The 25,752-nt window shown below is 64.9% G+C and carries 28 protein-coding genes and 1 pseudogene; 17 read left to right on the top strand and 12 right to left on the bottom strand.

What is annotated here, in order from left to right:
* Positions 1-35: 35 nt before the first annotated feature.
* On the top strand, positions 36-905 hold the full coding sequence (locus tag RVF83_RS17430; RefSeq protein WP_005199510.1) for a mycofactocin-coupled SDR family oxidoreductase: 870 nt from the start codon (positions 36-38) through the stop codon (positions 903-905).
* A 112-nt stretch (positions 906-1,017) separates the two neighbouring features.
* On the opposite strand, the gene RVF83_RS17425 is transcribed toward RVF83_RS17430, so the two are convergent.
* Complete coding sequence (locus RVF83_RS17425; RefSeq protein ID WP_005199509.1) at positions 1,018-1,794, bottom strand: enoyl-CoA hydratase; 777 nt, start codon at positions 1,792-1,794, stop codon at positions 1,018-1,020.
* Between the two features lie 236 nt (positions 1,795-2,030).
* Here RVF83_RS17425 and RVF83_RS17420 point away from each other — a divergent pair, with 236 nt between their 5' ends.
* From RVF83_RS17420 to RVF83_RS17395, 7 genes and pseudogenes are all read left to right on the top strand, one after another.
* Positions 2,031-2,432, top strand: a complete 402-nt coding sequence (locus RVF83_RS17420) for an acyl-CoA thioesterase (RefSeq protein ID WP_039880727.1) — start codon at positions 2,031-2,033, stop codon at positions 2,430-2,432.
* Positions 2,433-2,441: 9 nt separating this feature from the next.
* Positions 2,442-3,344 (top strand): alpha/beta fold hydrolase, encoded by a 903-nt coding sequence (locus RVF83_RS17415; RefSeq protein WP_005199507.1) that lies wholly within the window; start codon positions 2,442-2,444, stop codon positions 3,342-3,344.
* Positions 3,345-3,442: 98 nt separating this feature from the next.
* Entirely contained in the window at positions 3,443-4,207 is a 765-nt protein-coding gene (locus RVF83_RS17410; RefSeq protein ID WP_005199506.1) for an SDR family NAD(P)-dependent oxidoreductase, read from the top strand.
* Entirely contained in the window at positions 4,204-4,767 is a 564-nt protein-coding gene (locus RVF83_RS17405; RefSeq protein ID WP_005199505.1) for a TetR/AcrR family transcriptional regulator, read from the top strand. The genes RVF83_RS17410 and RVF83_RS17405 overlap by 4 nt, the downstream gene beginning before the upstream one ends.
* A pseudogene (locus RVF83_RS23755) lies at positions 4,764-5,003 on the top strand (acyl-CoA thioesterase domain-containing protein); the annotation flags it as partial. The gene RVF83_RS17405 and the pseudogene RVF83_RS23755, both read left to right, overlap by 4 nt.
* Before the next feature lie 30 nt (positions 5,004-5,033).
* On the top strand, positions 5,034-5,624 hold the full coding sequence (locus tag RVF83_RS17400) for an acyl-CoA thioesterase domain-containing protein (RefSeq protein ID WP_051989315.1): 591 nt from the start codon (positions 5,034-5,036) through the stop codon (positions 5,622-5,624).
* A 64-nt stretch (positions 5,625-5,688) separates the two neighbouring features.
* Positions 5,689-6,525 carry an LLM class flavin-dependent oxidoreductase gene (locus RVF83_RS17395; RefSeq protein WP_247602471.1) on the top strand — a complete coding sequence of 279 codons (837 nt, stop codon included), beginning with the start codon at positions 5,689-5,691 and terminating at the stop codon, positions 6,523-6,525.
* Between the two features lie 21 nt (positions 6,526-6,546).
* On the opposite strand, the gene RVF83_RS17390 is transcribed toward RVF83_RS17395, so the two are convergent.
* The gene (locus tag RVF83_RS17390; RefSeq protein ID WP_005199502.1) at positions 6,547-7,350 is read right to left on the bottom strand and encodes an SDR family NAD(P)-dependent oxidoreductase; all 804 of its coding nucleotides are present in this window, start codon (positions 7,348-7,350) and stop codon (positions 6,547-6,549) included.
* Between the two features lie 172 nt (positions 7,351-7,522).
* On the bottom strand, positions 7,523-8,251 hold the full coding sequence (locus RVF83_RS17385; protein ID WP_005199501.1) for an enoyl-CoA hydratase-related protein: 729 nt from the start codon (positions 8,249-8,251) through the stop codon (positions 7,523-7,525).
* A gap of 257 nt (positions 8,252-8,508) precedes the next feature.
* Between RVF83_RS17385 and RVF83_RS17380 the strand changes: the two genes are divergently transcribed.
* From RVF83_RS17380 to RVF83_RS17370, 3 genes are all read left to right on the top strand, one after another.
* Positions 8,509-9,489 carry an aldo/keto reductase gene (locus RVF83_RS17380; RefSeq protein ID WP_005199500.1) on the top strand — a complete coding sequence of 327 codons (981 nt, stop codon included), beginning with the start codon at positions 8,509-8,511 and terminating at the stop codon, positions 9,487-9,489.
* Positions 9,490-9,557: 68 nt separating this feature from the next.
* Entirely contained in the window at positions 9,558-10,397 is an 840-nt protein-coding gene (locus tag RVF83_RS17375) for an SDR family oxidoreductase (protein ID WP_005199499.1), read from the top strand.
* 134 nt (positions 10,398-10,531) lie between these two features.
* Complete coding sequence (locus RVF83_RS17370; protein WP_005199498.1) at positions 10,532-11,713, top strand: thiolase family protein; 1,182 nt, start codon at positions 10,532-10,534, stop codon at positions 11,711-11,713.
* A gap of 70 nt (positions 11,714-11,783) precedes the next feature.
* On the opposite strand, the gene RVF83_RS17365 is transcribed toward RVF83_RS17370, so the two are convergent.
* Positions 11,784-12,548, bottom strand: coding sequence for a FadR/GntR family transcriptional regulator (locus RVF83_RS17365; protein ID WP_255220728.1), 765 nt, complete (start codon positions 12,546-12,548; stop codon positions 11,784-11,786).
* Positions 12,549-12,758: 210 nt separating this feature from the next.
* Here RVF83_RS17365 and RVF83_RS17360 point away from each other — a divergent pair, with 210 nt between their 5' ends.
* Positions 12,759-13,790: a DUF2889 domain-containing protein gene (locus RVF83_RS17360; RefSeq protein ID WP_157226853.1), complete on the top strand. Its 1,032-nt coding sequence runs from the start codon at positions 12,759-12,761 to the stop codon at positions 13,788-13,790.
* 1 nt (position 13,791) lies between these two features.
* Here RVF83_RS17360 and RVF83_RS17355 read toward each other — a convergent pair whose 3' ends face one another.
* On the bottom strand, positions 13,792-14,436 hold the full coding sequence (locus RVF83_RS17355) for a TetR/AcrR family transcriptional regulator (RefSeq protein WP_005199495.1): 645 nt from the start codon (positions 14,434-14,436) through the stop codon (positions 13,792-13,794).
* A gap of 185 nt (positions 14,437-14,621) precedes the next feature.
* Between RVF83_RS17355 and RVF83_RS17350 the strand changes: the two genes are divergently transcribed.
* Genes RVF83_RS17350 through RVF83_RS17330 form a run of 5 tightly spaced genes read left to right on the top strand, consistent with a single transcriptional unit; the run spans position 14,622 to position 18,289 of the window.
* Positions 14,622-15,758 carry an amidohydrolase family protein gene (locus tag RVF83_RS17350; protein ID WP_005199494.1) on the top strand — a complete coding sequence of 379 codons (1,137 nt, stop codon included), beginning with the start codon at positions 14,622-14,624 and terminating at the stop codon, positions 15,756-15,758.
* Between the two features lie 5 nt (positions 15,759-15,763).
* Complete coding sequence (locus RVF83_RS17345; protein ID WP_005199493.1) at positions 15,764-16,978, top strand: thiolase C-terminal domain-containing protein; 1,215 nt, start codon at positions 15,764-15,766, stop codon at positions 16,976-16,978.
* The gene (locus tag RVF83_RS17340) at positions 16,978-17,409 is read left to right on the top strand and encodes a Zn-ribbon domain-containing OB-fold protein (protein ID WP_005199492.1); all 432 of its coding nucleotides are present in this window, start codon (positions 16,978-16,980) and stop codon (positions 17,407-17,409) included. Before RVF83_RS17345 ends, RVF83_RS17340 begins: the two co-directional genes overlap by 1 nt.
* Before the next feature lie 11 nt (positions 17,410-17,420).
* The gene (locus tag RVF83_RS17335) at positions 17,421-17,645 is read left to right on the top strand and encodes a hypothetical protein (protein ID WP_005199491.1); all 225 of its coding nucleotides are present in this window, start codon (positions 17,421-17,423) and stop codon (positions 17,643-17,645) included.
* Positions 17,642-18,289 (top strand): PaaI family thioesterase, encoded by a 648-nt coding sequence (locus RVF83_RS17330; protein WP_247602472.1) that lies wholly within the window; start codon positions 17,642-17,644, stop codon positions 18,287-18,289. The genes RVF83_RS17335 and RVF83_RS17330 overlap by 4 nt, the downstream gene beginning before the upstream one ends.
* A gap of 286 nt (positions 18,290-18,575) precedes the next feature.
* Here the strand turns inward: RVF83_RS17330 and RVF83_RS17325 are convergent, their stop codons facing one another.
* The 7 genes from RVF83_RS17325 to RVF83_RS17295 all read right to left on the bottom strand — a co-directional run bounded on the left by RVF83_RS17325 (position 18,576) and on the right by RVF83_RS17295 (position 25,712).
* The gene (locus RVF83_RS17325) at positions 18,576-19,457 is read right to left on the bottom strand and encodes an alpha/beta fold hydrolase (protein WP_005199488.1); all 882 of its coding nucleotides are present in this window, start codon (positions 19,455-19,457) and stop codon (positions 18,576-18,578) included.
* A gap of 92 nt (positions 19,458-19,549) precedes the next feature.
* Complete coding sequence (locus RVF83_RS17320) at positions 19,550-21,250, bottom strand: thiolase C-terminal domain-containing protein (protein ID WP_005199487.1); 1,701 nt, start codon at positions 21,248-21,250, stop codon at positions 19,550-19,552.
* Positions 21,251-21,263: 13 nt separating this feature from the next.
* Entirely contained in the window at positions 21,264-21,686 is a 423-nt protein-coding gene (locus RVF83_RS17315) for a Zn-ribbon domain-containing OB-fold protein (protein WP_005199486.1), read from the bottom strand.
* A complete protein-coding gene (locus RVF83_RS17310; RefSeq protein ID WP_005199485.1) occupies positions 21,683-22,861 on the bottom strand; it encodes a thiolase domain-containing protein in 1,179 nt (392 codons plus the stop codon). The genes RVF83_RS17315 and RVF83_RS17310 overlap by 4 nt, the downstream gene beginning before the upstream one ends.
* On the bottom strand, positions 22,858-24,081 hold the full coding sequence (locus tag RVF83_RS17305; protein ID WP_005199484.1) for a CaiB/BaiF CoA transferase family protein: 1,224 nt from the start codon (positions 24,079-24,081) through the stop codon (positions 22,858-22,860). The genes RVF83_RS17310 and RVF83_RS17305 overlap by 4 nt, the downstream gene beginning before the upstream one ends.
* A 9-nt stretch (positions 24,082-24,090) precedes the next feature.
* The gene (locus tag RVF83_RS17300; protein WP_005199483.1) at positions 24,091-25,014 is read right to left on the bottom strand and encodes an SDR family NAD(P)-dependent oxidoreductase; all 924 of its coding nucleotides are present in this window, start codon (positions 25,012-25,014) and stop codon (positions 24,091-24,093) included.
* Positions 25,014-25,712 (bottom strand): SDR family NAD(P)-dependent oxidoreductase, encoded by a 699-nt coding sequence (locus RVF83_RS17295; RefSeq protein ID WP_005199482.1) that lies wholly within the window; start codon positions 25,710-25,712, stop codon positions 25,014-25,016. Before RVF83_RS17295 ends, RVF83_RS17300 begins: the two co-directional genes overlap by 1 nt.
* Between the last annotated feature and the right edge of the window lie 40 nt (positions 25,713-25,752).

The following is a 25,752-nucleotide window of genomic DNA, read 5'->3' as shown; positions in this document are numbered from 1 at the left end:
CCATCCACACCGAACACAAACGAGGAGAATCAATCATGGCCGGAAGAGTCGAAGGCAAAGTCGCATTCATCACCGGTGCGGCACGCGGGCAGGGGAGAAGCCACGCGGTACGGCTTGCCGAAGAGGGTGCGGACATCATCGCGGTCGACATCTGCGAGCAGATCGAGTCGAACCCATATCCGCTTGCCACCGAGGAGGATCTGGCCGAGACCGCCAAGCTCGTCGAGAAGTTCGATCGTCGGATCGTCACGGTCAAGGCCGACGTGCGTGACCGGCAGCAGCTGAAGTCGGCGCTCGACGAGGGACTGGCAGCGCTTGGCCGTCTCGACGTCGTCGTGGCGAACGCCGGCATCCTGCCGATGGCCATGGGCGACCCGCACGCATCGGACTTCGTCGATGCGGTGGACGTCGATCTCGTCGGTGTGATGAACGCGGTCGCTGTGGCGATGCCGCACCTGGGTAAGCATGCTTCGGTGGTGATCACCGGATCGACGGCAGCGATGCTGCCGAACACGACGGACAATCCGGCGATGGGTCCCGGTTCTGCCGGATACGGCTGGGCGAAGAAGACGGTGATGGGTTACGCCGAGCAGCTCGCCTTGCATCTGGCACCAGAGTTCATCAGGGTCAATGTGATCCATCCGACCAACGTCAATACGCACCTCCTCCACAACGACGGCCTCTACTCGATGTTCCGTCCCGACCTGGAGAATCCCACGCGCGAAGACGTGGAGCCGGCCTTCACTATGTTCCAGGCGATGCCCATCCCGTATGTGGAACCCGTGGACATCTCGAATGCGGTGCTGTTCTTCGCCTCAGACGATTCCCGCTACGTCACCGGTCAACAACTGCGGGTCGATGCGGGATCGCTGCTCAAGATGCCGGGTGGTCCGGCGGGCTCTTAGTTCACCAGTGCGACAACTGTGGCGAGCTCCGCCCGGTGCCGAGACCGACGACGGGTCACGGCGCCGGGCGAGTGACAATCGGGTGGTATGACGGACACCTGGCGTGGCGGCCTCATCGACGGTCGGCGTTCTGAGCCCGGCCGTGATCCAGAACAGCTGCGGTGGATTCGGCCAACGAGCTCACGTGTGCGGTCCAGGTCCGGTTGATCTCGGTCTCACGGGCGAGGGGAACGGTGAGCCGATCCTCGGACTGCGAGTCGTACAGAGCCCACACCTGGTTCAGGGTGGCCGGATCGGCGGCGCAGAATGATTCGGCGATGGCCAGGCCGCGGTCGCGCAACTGTTCCGGCTCGACTACTTCGTTCACCAATCCCCAGTGCAGGGCGGTGGCTGCATCGACGTACTGCCCGGTGGCGCTGAGCTGCCGGGCCCGGCGAATCCCTACCGCCTCCGCCAATCGTGCGGTGAGCCCACCGCCCGGGACGATACCTACCCGAGAGTGGGTGTCGGCGAACCGAGCCGTCGCAGATGCGATGAGGAAATCGCACGCCAGCGCAAGCTCGAAGCCGCCGGTCACGGCCGGCCCGTCCACGAGTCCGACAACTGGTGTCGTGCAGGCGGCGACGCGATCGATGCAGTTCTCGGTCTTCTCGCTTCCGGTGAACCCCCTCTGCGCGAGTTCCTTCAAATCCACTCCGGAACAGAAAGACCCACCGGCACCGGTCAACAGGATGACCGCCACGGCCGGGTCTGCGTCCACGTCGTCAACGGCGGCCACGAGTTCATGGTTCAGCGCCTGCGACAGTGCATTGCGGGCCTCCGGGCGATTGAGGGTGATGGTGCACGTGGGCCCTGAATGCTCGACGATCACCAGTTCTGATTGGTTCATCTCTCTCCTGACATGGTCGGGCGGGCCGCGTCGGCTCGCGCGTGGACCAACTGTCCCGACTGCTCAATCCGACTCTTTCGACCTCTCGAGGAGCCCTGCACTCACGATCTCATGAGCTGGGCCGGTTCGGCCAGGCCTCGACTCGCACCGGTGCATTCCTTTGTCACGCATGGATATTTGAGTTGTGTTGTGCGAACAGCGCAGACATCGACCGGATATCGGGACATACTCAGACGGTGAAGTCGTATGCGGCCCCCATCTCACATCGCCCGGAGCGTGACGGCACGGTACCCGCGAGCGCCCATGTCCCGTTCTATCTTGCGATGGAGTACTCGTCCGACGCCTGGAACTCATTGCTCGTCGATACGTGTGGCGCTCCGTTGCCCGCCCGCGACCTGGGTGTCGTCGACGTGACCGCGCAGTTCAACCGGGAATTGTTCGTCGGCGATGTCTGCGCGGAAACCGGTCTGATCCGGCTCGGTGTGAGCAGCTTGGGTTTCCGGGTGGTGCTATACCAAGAAGATGTGGTCTGTGCGGTCATCACGATCGTGCTGGCCCGACTGGCTCCCGACCGCAAGCGGTCGACCCCGCTGACCGCGGAGCAGCGAACCGCGCTGGAGACGATTCTGGAAACCTGAAGGGCGCTCATGGCAACCGATGACACCTCACATGCCCGCGTCGCCCTTCCGGGCGCCGGACTCGAGCTGGCAGCCGACCGTTGGACGGGCCTGGCGACCGGCGGAATCGTGGTCCTGCTCCACGGTGGAGGTCAGACACGGCATTCCTGGCGCACGACCGGCGAGCGACTGGCGGCACTTGGCTGGATCACCTACGCGGTGGATCTGCGTGGGCACGGTGACAGCGGATGGGCACAGGATGCCGATTACGGGCTGTCCGGACACCTCGATGACCTACTGGCACTGATCGCCGAGGTCCGGCGTCGTGATCCTGGACTACCGCTGGCGCTGGTCGGGGCCTCTCTCGGCGGCATCATCTCGCTCTTGGCCGCCGGCGAGAACGAGGGACTCGCGCAGGCCGTGGTTCTGGTCGATGTCGCGGCCAGAATCGAAGAGTCCGGTAGCTCGCGGGTACGCGATTTCATGCGGAGTGCGCCCAATGGATTCGAGAGTCTCGAGCAGGCCTCCGAGGCGATCGCGGCCTACAACCCGCACCGACGTCGGACCGGCGGGCTGGAGGGCTTGAAGAAGAATCTCCGGCTGCGAGACGAGCGGTGGCACTGGCACTGGGATCCGCGCAGTCTCGACCTCGATGACGCGTCGGACAGTCCGGAGCATCCGAACAGTGCAGCGGCATACCAACGATCCCTCGCGGCCGCTCGCAGTGTCGGTTGTCCGTTCCTGCTCATACGAGGTCTGCGCTCAGACGTCGTCTCCGACGAGGGAGTCGCCGAGATGCGGGAGCTCATCCCGCAGATCGAGGTGGTCGATGTGCGCGCGGCCGGGCACATGGTCGCGGGAGACGACAACGACGTCTTCACCACTGGTCTCGCTGATTTCCTCACGCGTGCGCTGGTGAACGCCCATCCCTGAAGAGGGCAGCACCCTTGCGTGGCGTTGTGCCTGAGCTCTATGGTAAGAGATCAAACAGGAGTCAATAGCTCCGTTTAAGTGACGCGAAAGGCAACCGGATGGGCGCACAAGATCTCAACGGCCGTCGCGTCATCGTCACCGGTGGTGCCAGCGGCATGGGGGAGGGCCTCGTGCGTGCGTTTCCCGAACTCGGAGCGCGGGTGGTGTCGCTGGACCTCGTCGAGAGCGTAGGACGCACTGTCGCAGACGAGGTGGGCGCAACGTTCCAGCAGGTTGATGTCTCGGATCAGGCCTCGGTGGATCGAGCCATCGATGCGGCAGTGGAAACCCTTGGCGGACTGGATGTCTTGATCCATGCGGCGGGTATTGCGCCTTTTGCCCCGTCGGAATCGACCCCGCTGGACTTGTGGAACACGGTGATGGCGATCAACGCCACCGGCACGATGCTGACCAATCAAGCCGCATTCCGGCATCTGCGAGATCACGGCGGAGCTATCCTCAACTTTGCTTCCGCCGCAGGTCTCGACGGGTTGCCGCGCAAGGCGGCCTATTCGGCGAGTAAGGGCGCAGTCCTCGCCTGGACGCGCACCGTCGCCGCCGAATGGGGGCAATACGGCATCACGGTCAACGCGATCGCGCCGGCGATTTGGACACCGATGTACGACAAGACCCGGTCGGAGATGACCGAGGATCAATTGACTCAGCACGACGCGATCATGGCTCAACGCATCCCGATCGGTGGCCGACTAGGAGACATCGTCAACGACTTCGTGCCCGTGATGGCGTTCTATGCTTCCGAAGGTGCCGGATTCGTCACCGGGCAGACGATATCGATCGACGGCGGCACACTGAAGGTGCGATGAGCCGCCCACATGCGCCGGCGCGACGGCCCCGCACCGACGGACTTCGCAATCGCGAGAGGTTGCTGGAGATCGGTCGGGAGCAACTCTGGGACAGGGGGTTCGACTTGTCCGCCGCCGCGGTCGCCACAGCTGCCGGTGTGGGGATCGGGACGCTGTACCGACACTTTGCCACCCGCGACGATCTGATAGAGGCCGTGTTGGCAGATCTCCTGACCGAGGTCGAGAGCGAACTGGACGAGGTCGAGTCCATGAGTTCTGCGTTTGATGCCGTCCAACGATACTCATCGACATTGACGCTACTGGGGGGTCGTGGGCTGGTCGATGTGGTTCTGGGCAGTCCGGAGGACACGCCAGGTTTGGCGCAGCGCCGTAGCGAGATTCGACGACGTGGCCAGGGCCTCATCGACCGGGCGCACGAGGAGGGTTCGCTTCCTGCCGACTTTGCACTGGAGGACCTGCACGTCTTCCTGTGCGCTACGGCGCACTTGTGTGCCGATGATCGCGTCGACGCCGAATTGGTCGACCGATTCGTGCGTGACCACCTGAACGGGCTCGCATGACGACAGACAATCTGGCTGACATCTTGAACCCGGCACAGCTGGGTGACATGGTTTTTCGGGGCGCGCCACGTCTCGGGCTCCCTGGGAATGTCTTCGGCGGTCAGCTTCTCGGTCAATCGGTGACGGCCGCCGGCCGCACGGTCCCCCCGGGGTATCTCCCGCATTCACTACACGCGTATTTTGAGCGCCCAGGTGACTGGGCGCGTCCGATCGACTACCGAGTAGACGCCACGCGTGATGGGCGGTCCAGTGCTAGGCGACGCGTTGTGGCTGTCCAGGGGGCCGATCTGCTGGCAACCGTGGAACTCTCGCTACGTCCCGTCAGTGACGCGCATCCCGAAGCCGACCATCCGGCCGTCGATGCGGGTCAGGCGTCATGGACACCTGAGCCCGCCGATGACGACCACGCTCGCCAGTTGCGGTCGTGGCTGGCGGCGTTGACGAGCATGCTTCGACTCGACGTCCGATTCTTCGAAGAGCCGGCGCGCTCGCGTGTGCTGCGGACCGGCTCGGCGCCGCCGCGGCAGCGGTTTCTGGTGCGGCCGGCTGACCCACTGCCGAAGGAGCCGTTGCTGCACGCGGCGGCGGTTGCCTACCTCTCCGACATGTTCTTGCTCAGCGCGTCACTTGGGCCACTGGGTGTGGTCATGGGTGATCGACGCCTGCGTGCAGTCAGTCTCGACCATTCCCTGTGGTTTTCGCCCCGACCCGATGCGCAGACGTGGCTGCTGCACGAGACGACCACGGTCCGATCGTGGACAGACCGCGCACTGTGCCGGGGCCAGATCTACGATCTGGCCGGGAGAGCCGTCGCCGATTCGACTCAAGAAGGGTTGGTTCGACTGACACATGACTGAACATCGTCGCCCTGGGCTCCGGTTCGGTCTGTTCCTACCGCAACTGGGAATCGACGCTGCAGCAATGATCGCCGCTGCGCGCAGTGCGGAAGCTGCCGGATTCGACTCCTTCTGGGTCATGGACCACCTCTATGCCCCCGGTGCACCGCAGTTCGATGCCCTGGAGAGCTGGACGCTGTTGTCTGCGATCGCCTCGTCGACAACGACGATCCGCTTGGGGCACCTGGTGGGATGCAATCCCTTTCGCCACCCGTCACTGATTGCCAAGATGGCAGCCACGCTGGATCAGATCTCCGGCGGCCGACTCGAATTGGGCCTCGGGTGGGGTTCGGTGGATGACGAGTTCGCGATGTTCGGCTTCGACGTCGGCACCCGGCAGGAACGGGCCGAGCAACTCGGTGAGACGATCGACATACTTCGGCTGATGTTCTCCGGTGAACCGTTCGACTACCCCGGGAAGCACTTCCAGCTGTCTGGCGCCTACGGCCGGCCGACTCCGCTACAGGAGACGATTCCCATCCATATCGGTGGAGGTGGAAAACGACTGACGATGCCACTGGTCGCCAAGCATGCGGACTGGTGGAATTGTGTCGCATCCGCGCGGCCGAGATTCAACGAACTCGCACCGCTGAGCGGAGCTGCGAAGATCTCGGTGCAGTATCCCGTCGGCGTTGTGACCGACGAAGCGACTCGGGCGAAGGTCGCGGAACGATCGGCTCGCAGAATGCCTGAATCAGGTTGGGGTCCTGCGCTGATCGGCACGACTGACGAGCTGACGGCACGGTTCGCGTCCGAGGCGGATCGAGGTGTGGAGCTCGCGATCGTCCGATTCCATGACCGCGCCGATCCCGATACGATCGACCTGTTCGGGCGGGATGTCATCTCTGCCCTGCGCGAATGACAGCCGACGCACGACCTCAGGTCACGGACGTTGGGTCAGATCACGAAGAACCGAGTCGAGCCGTGTTCGCGCACCCACCGCCGCACCCGCGCCGGCGACGATGTGCACCGTGCCCGCCTCGATAGCGGCGATGGTCAGCTCCGCAAGCTCGGCCGGATCGAGGACTGATTCTGCGGAATCCTGCGGATTGCCGATTGCCGCGACACCCGCCGCCGGTTGGAGAGCTTCTGAGTTGGTGCCGAGCCCGGTCGCGACGCGGCCCGGGCACAACACCGAAGCACCGACACCAGCTGCAGCCCCGCGTAATTCGATGTTCAAGGTTTCGGTGAGACCGACCACGGCGTGCATCGTCGCGTTATAGGGTGTCATCGTGGGCAGTGGCATCAAACCGCCGGCGGACGCCGTGTTGAGGATGTGGCCGGTGCCCTGCTCGAGTAGGAGCGGCGCGAACGTCGTGACCCCATGCACCACACCCATCAGCTTGATGTTGATGAGCCACTGCCACGTCTGACGTTGCTGCTCCCACATCGGTGCCTGTGCGCCAACGACTCCGGCGTTGTTGCAGACGATGTCCACCCGGCCGAAGTGCCGGATCGTGGCATCGGCGAGCTGCTGGACCGAGTCGGGATCGCTGACATCGTTCACAACGGCGAGGACGTCGATCCCCCGGTCCGTCAGGCTTGTTTTCGCCTGGGCCAGTCCGGGTTCGCGGATGTCGGCGAGCACGATCTTGACTCCGCGGGATCCGAGCCCGGCCGCGAGTCCGTACCCGATTCCACTGGCCCCTCCGGTGACGACAGCAACCTGGCCAGGTTCAACCCTCACGATGATCCTCCCGGAGTTCGGTCGACGTGAATCGTCAACCGGCTGACGGTTCTTGGGGTGAATGTACCGCAGTGCGCAGTGGTGGGAACGGTGGCCTTGCACCGGAATGATCGCGACACCCCTCTCCTCACGATCGCGACCTCGACCCGACGGTCGAGCGCTCAGCAGGACGTCACTTTCCAGTCCATTCCGGTGCCCGGCGTTCGAAGAAGGCGCGAACCCCCTCCTGCATGTCCTCTGATGCCGTGACCACGTCGATCGCCCGACCGGTGGCGGCCCAACCTATCTTGTCGGCGTCCTCGTCCTGCTCGGCCATCGCGGCCAGGGTTTGGCGTACCGCGATCGGAGAGGACTGGCAGATGTCCTCCGCGAGCGCGCGTGCTTCGGTGAGGGCCTTGCCGGGCGCGGCGAGGGTATTGATCACACCGAAGTGGTGGGCCCGCTCAGCGGACAGGCCGGCGCCGGTGATGAGGAGTTGCTTGGCGATCGCCGGCGGCAGGGCACGGGTCGCCCGGAACAGGGCGCCGGAGCTCGCGATGACGCCACGGCGCGTCTCGGGCAGCGCGAACCGTGCAGAGGTGGATGCGACGATGAGATCGCACGCGAGCGTGATCTCGAATCCTCCGCCCAAAGCCGGCCCCTCGACGGCCGCGATCAGCGGTTTTGTGCGTCGACGTCGGATCAGACCGTACTCGCCACCACGATCGGTTTTCGCATCCCGGCCGGCGGCCAGGTCGGTGCCTGCCGAGAACACGGTGTCGGTGCCGGTGATGACGCCGACCCACAGCTGGTCGTCGTCGTCGAGTCGGTCGAGGGCGGCACCTGATGCTCTGCGCCATCTGGCGGTCGATCGCGTTGCGTTTGGCTGGGCGGTCCATGTGCACGACCAGGGTTCGGGCATGGACGGATTCGTAGACGCTCATCGTCTCGGCTCTTCGTCGTGGTGGGTGGGCCACCGGTCGGGTTGGCCTTGATTGTCGGCCACCATCGACTATTGTACAACTAAATGCACTGTTTTTGCGCCATATCGGTCGCCTCAGCGGGCGACGACCGCCACCATGGGCGCCGCGGCAGCGGGGCACGAAGGAATCGAAATCATGCAGATGCGCCACCTGGGTCAGACCTGGTATCCAGGTATCCAAACTGTGTTTGGGTGCGATGTCGTTCGGTGCAGTCGGTGACACAGACGCCGAGCAATGCCGGACGATCATCGATGCCGCGTTGGACGGCGGCATCAATTTCGTGGACACGGCCGACGTGTATTCGGCGGGGCAGTCCGAGGAGATCGTCGGTACGGCGCTGCAGGGGCGGCGCGACAAGATCATCCTCGCGACCAAGTTCTTCAACCCGATGAGCCGCGATCGCAATCATCGTGGCGCGTCGCGGCGGTGGATAGTCCAAGCCTGCGAGGACAGCCTCCGTCGGCTCAAGACGGATTACATCGACCTGTATCAGGTCCATCGTCAGGATGAGTACACCGATCTCGACGAAACGCTGGGCGCCCTGTCCGACCTCGTTCGGGACGGCAAAGTGCGGATGGTCGGCACCTCTACCTTCGCCGCGGAGGCGATCGTCGAGGCGCAGTGGACGGCCGAGCGTCGCGGTCACGTCCGGTTTCGGTGCGAGCAGCCGCCGTACTCGATCTTCGTACGCGGTGCCGAGCGCGACGTCTTTCCCACCTGCCTGCGCTACGGCATGGGTGCGATCGTCTGGAGTCCGCTCAACGGTGGATGGCTGACCGGCAAATACCGCGCCGACACCGCGATGGCATCGGATTCACGGTTCGCACGCGTGGGACGCGGCACGTGGACTGCCGACGGTCCGGGTGCCGACACGAAGCATGAACTGCTCACCCGCCTCGACTCAGTCGCCGCAGATGCGGGACTGGACCTGATCACGCTGTCGCTCGCATTCACTCTCGCTCATCCCGCCGTGACATCGACGATCATCGGTCCACGCACGTTGGCACAACTCGAGAGCCAACTGCCGTCGGCACAGGTCCACCTCGACGACGATATCCTGGACCGGATCGACGAGATCGTGGCTCCGGGCGAGACGATCAGTCGCGCGGATGTGGCGTTCGAGCCCCAGGCCATCCGACGAAAAGACCTGCGCCGCCTTCCCATCGGCGCGCGGTGACAGCGGCCTCGGATCCCACCGTCGCGGTCGAGGACCGCCGGGACATTTTCACAACGAAGGAGTACATAGTGCCGTCACTGGCCGGAAAAACCATCATCATGTCGGGCGGTAGCCGTGGGATCGGTGAAGCCATCGCCGTTCGCGCAGCGCGAGACGGCGCCAACATCGCACTGCTCGCCAAGACCGCCGAACCCCACCCGAAGCTACCCGGCACCATCTATACGGCCGCCAAGGCCATCGAGGAGGCCGGTGGGCACGCGCTGCCCATCGTCGGTGACGTACGTGACGACGACAACGTCGACGCCGCCGTGGCGGCCGCCGCCGAACAGTTCGGGGGCATCGACATCGTCGTGAACAACGCCAGTGCGCTGAATCTGGCTCCCACCGAGCAGATGAGCATGAAGGCTTACGACCTCATGCAGGACATCAATGCCCGTGGTGCCTTCTCGTTGTCGCGAAGCGCGATCCCGTATCTGAAGAAGTCGGACAATGCACACATCCTGACCTTGTCGCCGCCGATCTCTCTGGACCCCAAATGGATCGACCAGGTTCATCTCGCCTATACGATCTCGAAGTTCTCGATGTCACTGGTCACCATCGGGTTGGCCCGCGAGTTGGCGGACTACGGGATCGCGGCCAACTCTCTCTGGCCGCGTACGACGATCGACACGGCAGCCGTTCGCAATGTCCTTGGCGCGGAACTCGTCTCGCGCAGCCGCACCACCGACATCGTGCGCGATGCCGCTTACGTCATTCTCACCACGCCGAGTGGTGAGAGAACCGGGCAATGTCTCATCGACGACGAGGTCCTTGCCGAAGCCGGTGTCACTGATATGTCGGTCTACCGGTCATGCGCCAGAGAGGAAGAACTCGAACTCGACTTCTGGATGGAACGGGCAGGCTCGTGAGCTGACGGCGAAACCGGTTGTTTCCGCAGACGTGGGCCCCCGCATCGCCGGTGCCGTGTTCGGCTCGCACGTTGCCCCAAACATGGCACTAATGGTTAAATAAATAAACTGTAATGCAAGCGTGAGGAACAATCATGACCGAAGCAGTCATCGTCGACATCGTCCGGACCGGGTCCGGCAAGGGCAAGCCCGGCGGCGCGCTGTCCGACGTACATCCCGTCGTCCTGCTCTCACAGACACTGCGCGCGCTGGTCGAGCGCAATGACCTCGATCCGGCACTCGTCGACGACGTGATCGCCGGCTGCGTGGGCCAAGCCGGCGATCAGGCGCTCAACATCGCCCGGACCGCATTGCTGCACGCCGGTTTCCCGGAAGCGGTGCCGGGTACGAGCATCGACCGGCAGTGCGGGTCGAGCCAGCAGGCCGCACACTTTGCCGCGCAGGCCGTCCTGTCCGGTGCTCAGGACATCGTCATCGCCTGTGGCGTGGAGTCGATGAGCCGTGTTCCGATGGGCGCAGCGGCGCTGCCGGGAACCAATCCTTATGGGCCGCTGGCCGAGCGGTATCCTGCCGGCCTCGCGCACCAGGGCATCGGCGCAGAGCTGATCGCGGCGCGGTGGAAGCTGGATCGCGAAGAGCTGGACGCCTTCTCGGCGAGGTCACACGCGCGTGCCGCGGAGTTCGCCGCGAATGGCGGATTCGCCAACGAGATGATCCCGGTCGCACTGCCGGACGGATCGACCCATGTCGCCGACGAAACGGTCCGTTCCACCACCACCGCCGAAGGACTCGCGCAATTGAAGTCGGCCTTCGCCGACGAGAAGTTCGCACAGCGCTTCCCGGAGATCAACTGGGTGATCACGCCGGGCAACTCGTCACCGCTCACCGATGGCGCATCCGCAGCGTTGATCATGAGCGCCGAGAAGGCCGATGAACTCGGTCTCAAGCCCCGCGCCCGTTTCCACACCTTCGCCGTCACGGGTTCGGACCCGCTGGTGATGCTCGACGGTGTCATCCCCGCGACGCACAAGGCGTTGGCCAAGTCGGGGCTTTCGATCGACGAGATCGATGCCTACGAGGTGAACGAAGCGTTCGCGCCGGTGCCGCTGGCATGGGCGCGCGAGTTCAATGCCGATCAGGACAAGCTCAATCCGCGGGGCGGCGCGATCGCGCTCGGCCATCCGCTCGGCGGCTCGGGAACCCGTATCTTGGGCACCCTGCTCAACCACCTGGAATCCACCGGCGGACGATACGGTCTGCAGACGATGTGTGAGGGTGGCGGCATGGCCAACGCGACGATTATCGAGCGGATCTGATTCTGCGGCAATCACTCTGAACACGCGCAGGGCCCGCGATCAACGTCGATCGCGGGCCCTGCGCAGCTCATCACTTGACGATGTCGACCAATGGGAGATTGCTGGGGTCGAACCGAAATATGTAACCGGCGGCGATCTCCATATGCGACCGCCAGTGCAGCTCGGCGCCTGCACCGTCGTGCGTTTCGAGTAACCGGATCATCTTTCGGTACGAACGGAGCGTCTTCTCGAAGCGGGCAGGCTGTAGATTCTCCTCTTCCAGCATGCCTTGGGAGATCGCCTGCACCAAATGGGTCTCCACGATATCTGCCAACACCGCGCCCTGGATGGCCAGCGTCGTGTTGCCGCATCGCTGCAGGATCAACTCGTGAAAACGGTAGGTGTTGTGGCTCCATTGGGACATGTCGGGCGCTGCGCTGGGTCCCGACTCGACCAGCGCGCTGAGGTCGGCAACCACCAGGCGCAGGTCGTCGAGATCCTGATCGGTGCGGATCGCGGCGAGCATGCGTGCGCAGACCGGCTCGTTGACCATGCGGGCCTGGTACACGTCCTGGATCGTGGTCCCTTGCAGCTGTAGCAACAGGCCGACGTGTCGGGCTGCGACAATCGGATCGGGTTCGAGCACCTGAGCGCCTCCGCGTGCTCCACGGCGCACTCCGATCAGGCTCTCCGCCTCCAGAATCCGATACGCCTCGCGGAGCGTGGGTCGTGACACGCCGAACTGATCCATCAGCGTCATTTCCGGCGGTAGGGTCTCGCCGGGCTCCAACTCACCCTGCACGATCTGGCGGCGTAGGTGTCCGGCGATCAGTTCGGCCGTCTTCGGTGCGCGCATGACCGTGCCCACGCGAGCGGCGCCGGAATTCGATCGGGAGTGGGTGGTCATAACGCTCAAACTGCCTTTCCGCGGCGGCATGCCGAGGCACGTAGGGTGACGCTGGACTCCAGCGCCGCTAACATCCATAATAGTAAAATAATTGCACTGAAAATGGAATAACGCCATGCGCGTCTCCGACGACACCGAGGGGTGAGGAGCGAACAGCTGATGAGTCTGATCGACGTCGAGGGCATCGGGCCCGTGGACCCAGCAGATCCGCGCGCCAGAGTGCGGGGGCCGGCCGTATCGGCGCCTCCGCGCCGACCGGGTTCGGTGCGAAGGACCACCACGATCGATATGCGCTGGGCCGACGGGTGGGGAAGTCGGCTGACCCTCGACGGACGTGGGCGTGACCTGGTCACCACAGGACGCGACGGTGTCGCAATCGCCCGCAGTTCGATGCGTGTCACTGTGGCGACCGATCGTCGAGTCGAGGCGATCACGATTGCGACGGCGCCGGACCGGCCGGGCATCGGCGATCTGGTCGGGGAGCGTGCCGGCAGTGGATTCCGCCGCGCACTATCGGCGAAGGTAGGCGGAGTCACGGGGGCCGACCCGGTCGACCTGATGCTCGACGACATCCCGGGGGCCACGTTGATCTCGGGATTCGCGTTTGCTCAGTGGTACCCGAGCGAGAGTCTGCTCGCTCCGGGGGCGGCCGGGACCGCTCGGCAGCGCGACATGACCGGCATTTGTACCGGATTCATGCCGGGATCGAGTGGTCTCGCGCCCGACGGCACCTCCCGATGGACGCATCGGACCCGCCAGGTCGAGCCTCTCGAAGCCAACGACGACCCCCTTGCCTGGCACGACATCGAGCAGATCTCCGAGCTGTCGATGCGCCGCGCGAGGCGCATCGACGTCTGGCGGGATGGCCGTGACGTGTGGGTCGACTCGATGTTCCAGGACTCATCGACTCGACCGGTTGGGGGTCGGATCGCGGTGCACGAGTACGGACTGACCGCACGCATCGATGCCGAGTCGATGACCCTCGTGGAGGTCACTCCCGAACCGCACGTCCTGCCGTATGCCGAGTGTCCCCTCGCCGTGTTCGGGGTGGATGGATTGATCGGCTCGCCGATCGCGAACTTGCGCACGACAGTCCTCGAACGGTTGCAGGGCGTGGCCGGCTGCACTCACCTCAACGACGCACTGCGTGCCCTGGCCGACGTCGGGCACCTCGTGTCCCAGATCCGCTGACCTATCCCCCGGCGAGTAGGGCGCGGGTGTCCTCAGAGGCCGGCGCGGTGAGCATCCCGACCCAGGCGTCGACGTAGTTGTGCAACTGCACCTCACTGATGGGATGCGCGGCCCGGGCCTGCTCGCCCAGCAGGTTCAGCACGCTGTTGTAGAGCTGAAACGCCCGGCCCCGGCGTAACCGATCGGGCATGTCCGCGATCGCCCCGCCGACGAGCTTCTCCATGAGGTCGGTCGAACCGTCATCGATGTCGGCCGGCCAGTAGTCGAGCGTCGCCCGTGGATTCTCGCTGAGTCGAGCAAGGAACGGAACGAACATTTCACCGGCGGCGATCGACTCCGCCAGCGGGCGGACCACCAGCCACACAACGGACCTGGGGTCGTGTTCCCGGTCGGCTTCGCGCGCGTGATCGAGCAGCTCGGAACGTCGTCGGTCGAGCTCGGTGTGGCGCCATCGGATCAGGGCCTGGACCAAGCCGGTCTTGGACCCGAAATGGTAGGCGATGACCGACGCGTTTGATTGACCCGCGCGCTCCTGGATTTCCCGCATCGTCACGCCTTCGACGCCGCGCTCGGCGAAGAGTCGCTCCGCGGCGACCATCAGCGCGGTACGCGTCGCCTCGCCGGTGACATGTCGGCGTTTGGTCATGGGTTACCCCTTGTCTCGGGATTGCGTACAGCTCCGCTGAGGGCGTGGACAGTGTGCCACGAGAATATCTAATGATCTACTCTTAGAAAAGCTTGACAGCCTAATTGTTTAGATGAATACTCTGATTAGCCCTTGAGGATGTCGGTCCCGGCGTTCTCACAGACAATCGTTGGAGGCGATGATCGATGCCCAAGATGTGGACCAACTCCGGTGACTCCCACTTCCTCGAACCCGATGACGTGTGGGATGCCCGCCTGCCGAAGGCGCTGGCCGAACTGACCCCGAAGTCGCAGAAGGATCCCGACGGCGAGTGGGAGACGGTCTCGGTGGACGGCCAGACCTTCCGGCGCAAGCTGCCGACGTCGGCAGCGGTCCAGTTCATCGAGGAGAGCCACAAGCCGCAGGGCGTGCGTGACCCAGTGGCACGCCTGGCCGACCTCGACAAGGAGGGTGTCTGGGGCGAGGTGATCTTCCCGAGTCTGGGCATGTGGGCATCGACGTTCCGTACGCCGGAGCTTCTCAAGGCCTGCATGCGGGCGAGCAACGAATATGCGCGCGACGAACTGGCACCGGTGTCGAAGCGCTACGTGGTCACCGGACAGGTCTCCACCCTCGACGTCGACGACGCCGTTTCGGAGATCGAGTGGCTGGCCGAGAACGGCTTCAAGTCGGTGTTCCTGCCGACCACCCCCCATCCGTCGGCGCCGGATTGGCACCGCAAGGAGTGGGAGCCCTTCTGGGAGATCTGCGAGAAGTCGGGCATCGTCCCGGCCTTCCACATCGGTACCGACCCGGTCGACATGACCTCCGGCGGGGCCGGGCAGGTGTTTCGCGGACCGGGCGGCGCGGTCATGAACTACACCGAGACGACCTTCTCCGGTCAGCGTGCAGCGATGAAATTGGTCGCGTCGGGCGCGCTGGATCGTCACCCCGACCTCAAGATCCTCATCTCCGAGGGTGGAGCCACATGGATTCCGTTCCTCGGCGACCGCCTGCTCGAGGGATACCGCCAGCACCACATGGCCGTGCGACCCAAGCTCGCCCGGGATCCGAAGGAGATCCTGATGTCGCAGGTCTACGCGTCCTTCCAGCACGATGAGACCGCCGTCGCGGCCAACGAGGCGATGGGCTACAAGAACGTCATGTTCGGCTCGGACTATCCACACATGGAGGGGACGTTCGGACACACCCAGAAGACCCTCGAGGGGTTGTTCGCTCACGCCAAGCCGGAAACGGTCGAGCGGATCACCCAGGGTGTCTTCTATGAGCTGTTCCCCGACGTTCCGCCGGTGCCGGAGAGCACCGACGCGATCCAGGGATGAGCGCGATGGCGGACGCCAACGGATTGCGCGACGTCGCGATCGTCGGAGTCGGGGCCACGCCCTACTACCGACGCGGCGAGTCGTGGCCGCAGACCACCACCCAGCTGGCCTGCGAGGCCATCCTGGCCGCCTGCGAGGACGCGGCCTTGTCGGTCAAGGACATCGACGGATTCGCCTACTACTCCGGCGCAGGAGCCGGTTACGGCGACAAGATGGACACGGCTGACTTCATGGAGACGCTCGGGATCCCCGAGGTGACCTTCACCGCCTCGCTCACCTCGGGCGGCGGTGGTTCGGCAGGTTCGATCGGTCTCGCCCGAGCCGCGATCGTCGCCGGCGACGCGACCGTCGTCGTGACGGTGATGGCGCTGCAGCAGGCGAAACAACGTCTGGGCACGGTGTTCTCCGCAGTTGCTCCGGACCCGATCAACTCCTTCCTGCAGCCCAGCGGCCTGGCCGGACCGGGGCATCTGATGTCGGTGCTGGCGCGGCGTCACATGCACCTCTACGGAACGCGCCGCGACGCGTTCTGCGAGATCGCGCTCACCGAGCGGGAGAACGCGCAGAACCGTCCCAAGGCTCGCTTCCAAGGCGTGCCGCTCACCAAGGAGGACTATTTCAACGCGCGGATGATCGCCGAGCCGTTGTGTCTCTACGACTTCTGTCAGGAGACCGACGGAGCGGTGGCGGTGATCACGACCAGCATGGATCGGGCGCGGGATCTGAAGCAGAAGCCGGTGCCGGTCGTCGCGGCCGCACACGGGGGCTCCAAGGACTGGGGTCGCGCGTTCGCGTGGATGGGGATGCCCGACGAGTACTTCGCGTCGGCCGGGAACAAGCCGATCGCCGATCGCCTCTACAAGCAATCAGGTCTCGGTCCGTCCGACATCGATGTCGCACTGCTGTACGACCACTTCAGCCCCATGGTTCTCATGCAGTTGGAGGATTACGGGTTCTGTGATCGCGGTGAGGGTGGTGCATTCGTGGAGTCCGGAGCCATCCGCTACTCGCCGGAACGCAAGGACGGTCACATCTCGGTGAACACCCACGGCGGCCAGTTGTCCGAGGCGTACATCATCGGTATGACCCATATCGTGGAAGGTGTGGAGCAGATGCGCGGGACCGCGATCAACCAGGTCACCGACGCAGAACACGCTCTCATCACCGGCGGACCGGCGTCGCTGCCGGTCTCCGGACTCATCTTGGGAAAGGCCAGCTGATGGCGACCGCAACCGCGCTACCGAGTGATTATGTTCAGATCACCACGAATCCGGTGACCGAGCCCTTCTGGACCGCAGCCCGGGAAGGCCGGCTCGTCGCGCCGAAATGCTCTGCGTGCGGGCACTTCCGGCTTCCGCCGACGCCTTACTGTCCCGAGTGTCAGTCCACGGATGTGGACTGGGTCGAATTGTCGGGAGCGGCAACGGTGTACAGCTTCGCCGTGGTGCACGGTTTTCCGGGATTGCCCGACGTCACCCTGGTACCGGTGGTCGTGGACCTTCCGGATGCCCCGGGGGCACGGCTGGTCTCCAACATCGTCGACGTTGATCCGGAGGACGTGGAGATCGGTCAGGCCCTGACCGTGGACTTTCACCCGATCACCGACGGCTGGATGCTGCCGGTCTTCCGTCTGGCACCCGACGAGAATTGAGGAGTGAACACATGAGCGATCACGACGAAGACAATTCGCTGTACGAGAAGCCGTTGGAGTTCATGCAGTCGATCGCCAACACCGGCGGATACTGCGACGGGCAGGCGATCATTCCGTCGGCCGACGGAGATCACTACGACTGCTGGTGCTCGTGTGGTGAGTGGCGGATCGAGGCGCCGAGCACCGAGGAGGGTCTGCGTGCGGCCCGGATTCACACCGGGAGTGTGCCCGCTTGAGTGGGCAACATCCACCCGGCGCCGCGGGGTTCTCCGATGGCGGAGAACGCCCGTGGCGTTCCTCGGAGCTCTCCGGCGGAGCGGAATACAGCGCCGTGTACGGCGAGATGATCGAGAACCTCGGGGATTTCCTGGACCGCCTCGCCGAGGCGAAGCCCGACCCCGAACTCCTGGAGTCATTGTCCGCCGTTCTCGGTAGCTGGGCGCGAAAACTCGAACCACTCGGCGTGCGCGAACGCGATCGGGTCTTCGGACGACGAACCGACATCCCAGGCCGCGGTCAGACGATGTCGCCGACCATAGTCGTCACCGAATCCGACGGCGACAATGTGAGCGGGACGGTCCGTTTCGGCCCTTACTTTCTCGGTGGCAACAACGCCGCCCATGGCGGCACCATCCCGCTGATGTTCGACGAGATACTTGGTCGCCTGGCGAACTCGGGGGGTCGGCCGCCCCAACGGACTGCGTACCTGCACACCGATTTTCGTTCCATCACACCGATCGCTCGGACCTTGCAGTTGCGCGCCTGGCTGGTCAGCGAAGAAGGCCGCAAGCGCATTCTCAAGGCGACACTGCACGACGGGGACATATTGTGTGCGGAGGCGGAGGGCCTGTTCGTGGCGTTGCGGCCCGATCAGCCCTAGCTAGGTGCTCAAGCGGGTCGCAAGGCGCTGATCATCAAAAACCCCGGTCTCTCGGTGTATCTGATTGCGAACCCGGACACGGTCATGCACAGGTCGACCGCAGAGTTGGTCGCCAAGCATTTTCCGGTCACACGGTCATTGGAACGGAACGAGGCGTTGCTCACCATCGAGAAGGCCCGCCGCGAACTGGGGTTCGAGCCCAGGCATTCCTGGCGCTCGCACCCCGAACACGGCTGACCCGGGTAACGCCCACTGTTGCCCGGCCGCAGGGGCTGGTCCGGTGAAATCAGCTCTGTCCCAGCACATGCGCGATCAGCGTCGCGAGCTCTCGCGGGGCATCGCTCTGCACCGAATGACCGGCGCCGTCGATCGTCACCACGTCGGTGTGTGCCCGGCGGTCGCGGAATCGCACGACGTCCTCGTCGGAAGTGAAGGCGGATCGACCACCGCGGACGAGAGTCATCGGGGCCGTGGCTGCTCGCAGATCGTCCCAGAGCGGTTGCGCCCGGGGCGCTTCGCGGAGCCGATCGTAGCGCCACTCCCGGCGGCCGTCTGAGCGCCGCCGGGTGTTGTGGATGACGCCGCGGCGGATCGATGTCAACGATCGGTGTGGTGCCGCAGCGTGGGTGCGGTCGATGATCTCGGCGAGATCGGCGAAGTCGTGGGGCCCGTCGATCAATGCGACGGTTCCGCGGGCCTGCCGTTCGAGTTCGGCTGCGCGGCTGGGTGATTCCGGTGTGACATCAACGATGACGGCGCGTGGCACGAGGTTCGGGACTGTCGCCGCGAGGCGGATGGCGGTGAGTCCGCCGAGTGACATGCCCACCACCAGCTCGACTTGGGGAGCCAGCTCCTCGACCACCGGGGTGATGGCTTGTGCATTGGGTGCCGGCGAGTAGTCGCTGTCGGCGCGCCAGGACGAGTGGCCGTGTCCGGGGAGGTCGATCGCCAGCGCCGGTATTCCCAGGGTCAGTAGGACGCTGTCCCACGTGTGTGCGTTCTGCCCACCCCCGTGGAGAAACACCGCCCGCGGACTCGGGGCACCCCATGCCAAAGCGCTGACCTGATGGCCCTCAACGGTGGTGTCGATGCGTCGGACGGTCGGAACCGGGATTTCCAGACCGAGTTCGTCAGCGGTTTCGCGCAACAGGCTGAACTCGTCATTCACGGGTTCACTGTATCGACTCACGTCGTCGAGAGCGATTCGCGACGATTGTCGGTCTGGTACGGAACGTTCGCGGTTTCCACAACAGTGGTTTGTCACTCGGCGCGGAGCAGGATGGCTCCGGATGGCACTCCGCCACCTGCGGTGACGACCGCGACGTGTGCGTCATCGACCTGCCGGCCGGGTGCCTGCCCTCGCAATTGCAGCACCGCCTCCCTGAAGTGCCCGTAGCCATGCGTACGTCCAGCGGAGAGTTGCCCGCCATGCGGATTCACCGGTAGCGGTCCGTCGATGGCGATACCTCGTCCGCGATCGATGAAATCCTCGGCGCCCCCGAACTCACAGAAGCCGAGTCCTTCGAGCCAGGACAGGGCGTTGAAGGTGAATCCGTCATAGAGCATCGCGACGTCGACGTCGTCGGTGGTGAGGTCGGTTCGAGTCCACAGGTGGGCGGCCGGGCCCAGCGATTGGGGCAGGTGCGTGAGCGTGCCTTGATCCCAGGAGATTCGCTCGGTGATCTGGGTGCCCACCGCCTCGACGCGGACCGCAGTGCCGGGGAGGTCTTTGGTGGTCTCGATCGCGGACACGACTACCGCGACCGCTCCATCACAGGGAACATCGCAGTCGTACAGGCCGAATGGTGACGACACCATTCGGGCACCGAGATAGTCGTCGATTGTCATCGGCTCGCGATAGACGGCTTCAGGGTTCGCGGATGCGTTGTTTCGCCCATTGACCGCGATCCAGCCGAGGACCTCACGGTCGACGTGGTAGCGATGCAGATACTGCGAAGCATGGCAGGCGATCCAATTCGCCGGCGACATCGCCCCGTAGGGTGCGCGTTCTTCGAGCATTCCGGTTGCGCGCTGCTCGGGGATGTGCCATTGCCCGGTTCGTGACAGCTCTGAATATGTTGACTCCCAGACTGTCCGGAAGCACAGCACATGCCGGCACAATCCCGATGCGACCGCGAGCATGGCTGCGACGATGGACCCGTTCTGGCCGGGAAGTTCTCCACCACCGTTGACCCACGTGGGATGGATGCCCAGGGCGTCTTCCAGGGCCATGATGCCTCCCTCCGACATGCCGGCCGGTGCTGCGCCCGGGTACGTGGAGAGACCGTCGATGTCGGCGAAGCGCAGTCCCGCGTCCTGTACCGCCTGCCGGCAGGCGGTGATGGTCAGGGAGAGCGGGTCAACCATCAGTCGTCGTCCGATCTGCGACTGGCCCACTCCGGTGATTGCGACCTTGTCCTCGAACTTCGTCGTGGATGCCCTCGGCCGTAGGTTGGTGTGTGTCGATGAGGGGTCGGGGACATCGAGGACGGCGTCGTCGCGGTCCGGGTCGGGCTCGAACAGCGGGAGCCAGATGTCGTCGGCGGCGTGCTCGAACGTGACCCGCACCGGCATGCCGATGCGGAGCGTCTCCGGCGCGCAGTGGACGATATTGGTGGTCAGGCGGACATCCGGGTCGTCCTGCAGCGCAACGATGGCGACGACATACGGAGGAGGGAACCGTGGCAGCCACTGCTGGGTGTTGACAGTGAATCCGACAACCGTCGCGAGGCCGCTGGTACCAGTCATCGGCACATCTTCGTGCCCGCAGTGGCGGCAGACGGGCGGCTTCGGATGTGTGCGCCGGCCGCAGGAGCTGCATTGGGCGATCCGGAGGATGCCGTCGGCGCCGGAGGCCCAGAACTCCGCACTTGTCAGGGTCGGTTGCGGAAGCACCCGCCCGGTGTCGACGATCGGAGTCTCGGTGGCCGCGTCGACCGCGGAACCGGTGTGTTGCGACATCGGACAGGTCCCTTCAGGCAGGAGTGAAGCGCAGTGCCGGTAGATCAGCGTCAGAGCCCGACTCGAACACTGCCTCGACGGGCATGCCAACGGCGAGTTGGTCTTCGGAGCAGCCAATGATGTTGGTCAGCACCGTGACCCCCTCATCGAGGGTAACCCAGGCGATCACGAACGGCGTGTACTCCGCCCACTCTCCGAAGGCGCGTCTGACGACCGAATAGCTGTACACCTCGCCGCGGCCGGTCGCCTCAGGCCACGCAAGCGAATCGCCGGCGCAGCGGGGGCAGAATCCTCGTGGGTACCAGAAGAACTGCTGACAGGCCTCGCAGAACGGCAGCACGAGGTGTCCCACCCGTGCGGCATCCCAATACGGTGCGGTCTCGGGGTCGAAGGCCGGTTGATCGGTGGGCAGTCCGGGCTCGAAGTAGGTGGTCATGGGTATTGCTCCAATACGGCTGCGGCACTGTAATGCCGTTGAGAGAGTCGGAATCCGGTTCCCGCCACGAGTGCGAACTCGAGGTCGGGGACCTGTACGGCAGGGGTGGCCTCGCCGCGGAGTTGCCGGACCGCTTCGATCGTCTTGGTCATTCCGCCGCGATTTCCCGGGTGGTTGTTCATCAACCCGCCACCGTCGGTGTTCACGGGCACTCGCCCGCCCGCCGCGGTGAGACCGAGGTTCTCGACATATCGCCCGCCCCGGCCCCGTTCGGCGAAGCCGAGATCTTCGAGCGCGAGCAGCACGGTGATGGTGAACGAGTCGTACAGGGACAGGTAGCCGATGTCTTGTGGCCCGAGCCCGGACTCCGCGTAGGCCTGCTCCCCGGCGCGCCGGTTGGCCGAGTAGGTCAGGTCGATCTGCCCGAGCATCGAATCCTTGTGCGCCTCACCGTAACCCCGCAGGATGGCTCCGCGCCTTCCGAGGTCCCGTGCGATGTCAGGGTGGACCACGACCAGCGCACCACCGCCGTCAGTCATCACGCAGCAGTCCATGACGTGCAGTGGATCGGCTACGAGGGGGGAGGCCAGCACCTGCTCGACGGTGACCGGCTCCTGGAGTTTCGCATTCGGGTTGTGTTTGGCGTGCTCGGACGCCGCCACCTTGATCCAGGCGAGTTGTTCGGACGTGGTGCCGAACTCGTGCATATGGCGTCGCGCCACCAGTGCGTAGTCGGCGACCGGACCGTAGCCGCCCCGAAATCCGTTGTTCTCGAAGCTCGCCACGGGGCCCGGAGGCAACGCCAGGGCTGCGCTCTTGGTACTTGCCTGACTGGGCAGTCCGGCCAGGCTGATCACCGCGACTCGGCAATGACCGGCAGCGATGGCGGCGGCAGCCTGTCCGATATAGGCGACATAGGTTGCGCCGCCGAGTTCGCCGGAGGCGGTCACGCGAGCTTCGATGCCGAGGTACTCCATCATGTCGACCGGGCCCAGGCCGGGAGTCGTTGCATCGCAGAAGAAGCCATCGACATCGGCGAGCGCCAGCCCCGCATCGGCGAGCGCACCGAGGATCACCTCGCGGTGGACCTGCGCGATGGTGTGGTCGGGGAGCTTTCGACCCGGATGCTCGTAGGCGCCGACGATGACTGCCGAACCGTTGAGTGAAGGGATCATGAGTGGACTCCGATCGGGGTCTCGACCAGGACGCCGTCATCGATCAGCGATTGGATGGTCGCGCGCGGTAGGGAGAGTTCGGCCGCCACCTGGCGGCTGTGCTGACCGAGGGTGGGCGCCGGTCGCACGCCGGCGCCGGTGCCGGCTGAGAAGCTGGCGGGGTACGGCGCGAGGCGCAGCGGCCCGGCCACGGGATGGTCGACTGATTCGAAGAAGTCGACGTCGGTCAGGTGCGGGTCGTCGAGCAGATCGTCGAGGGACCGGACCGGGATGACCGGGATGTCGGCACCGGCGAGTGCCTTTTCCCAATACGCCGACGGATGTTTCCGCAGTTCGTGATCGACGAGTGAGTAGAGCTCGTCGATGTGCTGCGTGCGGCCCGTGATCGTCCGGTAGCGGGGGTCGTCGGTGAGCTCTGGACGGCCGATGAGATCGAAGAAGGACAGCCACATCCGGTCGGTGTAGACGACCACGCCGAGGTAGCCGTCGCTGGTGGCGTATGGGCGCCGGAACGGTGACATGAGGCGCGGATAGCCCGTGTCGCCACGGGGTGGATCGTAGGTCCGGGCCCCCTGGTGGTCGAGAAGGTTGAACGCGGCCATCGTCTCGAACATCGGTACCGTGATGGCACACCCGCGACCCGTGCGTTCGCGACTGAACAGAGCGGCGAGAATCGAGTTCGCCGCCACCAACCCGACAGTCTTGTCGGCGATCGCCGACTTCACGTAGGTGGGCGGCCCCTCTGGTCCGCCCTGCACCGCGGCCATGCCGCTGACCGCTTGGATGACGTCGTCATAGGCGGCTGTTCCGTCATATCGCCCGCCCGCGCCGAAGCCGACGAGATTGGCGACGATACACCGCGGATTCCGGTCGAGAATCGCCTCGGTGCTGATCCCGAGGCGTTCCAGCGCACGGGGCCGCATGTTGGAGACGAAGACGTCGGCGGCCGCGACGAGTTCGAACAACAGGTCGCACCCGCGCTCTTTCTTCAGATCCACGGCAAGACTGCGTTTGCCATGGTTGGCGCTCAGGAAGATCGGCCCGAGGCCCGTCCCGTCGTGATCGAGGATGCCGCGAACCACATCCCCTTTGGGATCCTCCACCTTGACCACGTCGGCCCCCAGACGTGCGAGCTGCATGGTGCAGTACGGGCCCATGAACGTGGTCGTCAAGTCCACGATGCGCACGCCGGTGAGTAGGTCGGCAGAATGCGTAGCCACAGCGTGCTCCTATTCGTTGTCCTGCAGGCGTCGGTCGCCGAGCCCGAGCGGAATCGCGCCATACAGCGAGCGCAGCGCGACATCCATCTCGTCGGTGCGCAGCGCGCGCTCCTCCGACAGCGAGAACGCTTGTGTACCAAGGCTCCATCGTTCGTAGATGCGGAGTCGGTTGCCGTCCACGCGGATGATCTGGCCGGTGATCCAGCCGGCCTGCTCACTGGCCAGGTACGCCACCACGGGCGAACAGTTCTCGGGCGCGAACGTGTCGAATGCCCCTGGCTCGACCTCGGCGAGAAGCCCGCCGACCGCTTCGGTCATCCTGGTGCGCGCCACCGGCGACACTGCATTCACCGAGACGCCGTAACGTTGCAGCTCCATGGCCGCGACGACAGTGGCGCTGGCGATCGCGGACTTGGCTGCGCCATAAGCAAGCTGCCCGATGTTGCCGCGCATGCCGGAGCCGCTGGTGGTGTTGATGACTCGACCGGTGACCCGGTCGCCGGCTTTCGCACGCTCGCGCCAGTGACCGGCGGCGTGCCGCATGAGGTTGAAGGTGCCCTTCAGGTGGACGGCGATGACATCGTCGAAGTCGCGTTCTTCCATCGAGGTGATCATCTTGTCGCGGGTGATGCCGGCGTTGTTGATCACGGCGTGCACATCGCCGTGTGCAGCGACCACTGTTCGAACGAGGTCTCCGATGGCGTCGTAGTCGGTGACCGACAGTTCGGCGACCTCTGCCTTGCCGCCGATCTCGGCGATCTCACGAACAACAGAGTGTGCGGGTGTCTCGGCGTCTCGTGCCCCATCGAGTCCGACACCGGGGTCGACGATGACGACTGTTGCTCCCTGTGCGGCGAGCTCGAGAGAATGTGCGCGGCCCAGACCGCGGCCGCCGCCGGTCACGATCGCCACGCGGTCGTCGAGTAGTCCCATCAGATTCCTCCGGTGTACGAGTGTGTGGTGCGCGACGACGGGTCGATGGTGACGACCGCGCCGGGGTTGTCGAGCGGGTTCTCGACCACTTGGACGAGGTGCTCGGCGACCTCGGTGGCGGTCAGGGAGCCCTCGCGTGCATCGTTCGGGCCGTGTCCCCGCACCATCGCGGCGATCAACAGCTCGCGGATGTGAATACCGGACGTCTTTCCCTCCTTGTGCCAGGACCGCAGCAACGCTCGCTGTGCCGCCTGCGTCATCGACATGGGCCCCATGCCGGGGAACGTGAAGTCGGCCATGCCGCCGCCGGTGGCGAGGTAGACGGCACCGGGCGAGAGTCGGGGGATGAAGGTTCGTGCCGCGTTCACGTGCAGTCGCAGGTCACGTTCGAAGACATCGTTGATGATGTCGAAATCCAGCTCGGCGATTGGGCGCGGGTTCCAGGAGGCTGCGGTGGTCACCACCACGGCGTCCAGGGACGCTGCGGTGCACCGGTCTGCGAGAGCGTCTGTCTCGGTAGTGGATTCAACGCTGCAGGGTTGCGTGGTGACCTGTCCGGACGGGAGTGAGGCCGACAAGTCGTCGAGACGCTGCCCAGTGCGGGCGCTGAGGACGACGTCCCAGTTTCGTGAACAGAGGACTTCAGCGACGGCGCGCCCGACAGTTCCTGTGGCACCGATGAGTAGCGCTCTGGGCATTCGGATCGGATCCTCTTCTGTTGGTGGGCTGTAGCGATGT

The organism is Gordonia rubripertincta (assembly GCF_038024875.1).
Classification (GTDB): Bacteria; Actinomycetota; Actinomycetes; order Mycobacteriales; family Mycobacteriaceae; genus Gordonia; species Gordonia rubripertincta.
The sequence above is the reverse complement of the archived record's forward strand: the minus strand, read 5'-3'. Positions and strand labels throughout refer to the sequence as shown.

Bases quoted from the DNA above. Each gene is read 5' to 3' on its own strand.
- RVF83_RS17430 (WP_005199510.1), top strand. From the start codon at position 36: ATGGCCGGAAGAGTCGAAGGCAAAGTCGCATTCATCACCGGTGCGGCA.
- RVF83_RS17425 (WP_005199509.1), bottom strand. From the start codon at position 1,794: ATGAACCAATCAGAACTGGTGATCGTCGAGCATTCAGGGCCCACGTGC.
- RVF83_RS17415 (WP_005199507.1), top strand. From the start codon at position 2,442: ATGGCAACCGATGACACCTCACATGCCCGCGTCGCCCTTCCGGGCGCC.
- RVF83_RS17410 (WP_005199506.1), top strand. From the start codon at position 3,443: ATGGGCGCACAAGATCTCAACGGCCGTCGCGTCATCGTCACCGGTGGT.
- RVF83_RS17405 (WP_005199505.1), top strand. From the start codon at position 4,204: ATGAGCCGCCCACATGCGCCGGCGCGACGGCCCCGCACCGACGGACTT.
- RVF83_RS17395 (WP_247602471.1), top strand. From the start codon at position 5,689: ATGATCGCCGCTGCGCGCAGTGCGGAAGCTGCCGGATTCGACTCCTTC.
- RVF83_RS17385 (WP_005199501.1), bottom strand. From the start codon at position 8,251: ATGCCCGAACCCTGGTCGTGCACATGGACCGCCCAGCCAAACGCAACG.
- RVF83_RS17380 (WP_005199500.1), top strand. From the start codon at position 8,509: ATGTCGTTCGGTGCAGTCGGTGACACAGACGCCGAGCAATGCCGGACG.
- RVF83_RS17370 (WP_005199498.1), top strand. From the start codon at position 10,532: ATGACCGAAGCAGTCATCGTCGACATCGTCCGGACCGGGTCCGGCAAG.
- RVF83_RS17365 (WP_255220728.1), bottom strand. From the start codon at position 12,548: ATGCGCGCACCGAAGACGGCCGAACTGATCGCCGGACACCTACGCCGC.
- RVF83_RS17360 (WP_157226853.1), top strand. From the start codon at position 12,759: ATGAGTCTGATCGACGTCGAGGGCATCGGGCCCGTGGACCCAGCAGAT.
- RVF83_RS17355 (WP_005199495.1), bottom strand. From the start codon at position 14,436: ATGACCAAACGCCGACATGTCACCGGCGAGGCGACGCGTACCGCGCTG.
- RVF83_RS17350 (WP_005199494.1), top strand. From the start codon at position 14,622: ATGCCCAAGATGTGGACCAACTCCGGTGACTCCCACTTCCTCGAACCC.
- RVF83_RS17345 (WP_005199493.1), top strand. From the start codon at position 15,764: ATGGCGGACGCCAACGGATTGCGCGACGTCGCGATCGTCGGAGTCGGG.
- RVF83_RS17340 (WP_005199492.1), top strand. From the start codon at position 16,978: ATGGCGACCGCAACCGCGCTACCGAGTGATTATGTTCAGATCACCACG.
- RVF83_RS17335 (WP_005199491.1), top strand. From the start codon at position 17,421: ATGAGCGATCACGACGAAGACAATTCGCTGTACGAGAAGCCGTTGGAG.
- RVF83_RS17320 (WP_005199487.1), bottom strand. From the start codon at position 21,250: ATGTCGCAACACACCGGTTCCGCGGTCGACGCGGCCACCGAGACTCCG.
- RVF83_RS17315 (WP_005199486.1), bottom strand. From the start codon at position 21,686: ATGACCACCTACTTCGAGCCCGGACTGCCCACCGATCAACCGGCCTTC.
- RVF83_RS17310 (WP_005199485.1), bottom strand. From the start codon at position 22,861: ATGATCCCTTCACTCAACGGTTCGGCAGTCATCGTCGGCGCCTACGAG.
- RVF83_RS17300 (WP_005199483.1), bottom strand. From the start codon at position 25,014: ATGGGACTACTCGACGACCGCGTGGCGATCGTGACCGGCGGCGGCCGC.
- RVF83_RS17295 (WP_005199482.1), bottom strand. From the start codon at position 25,712: ATGCCCAGAGCGCTACTCATCGGTGCCACAGGAACTGTCGGGCGCGCC.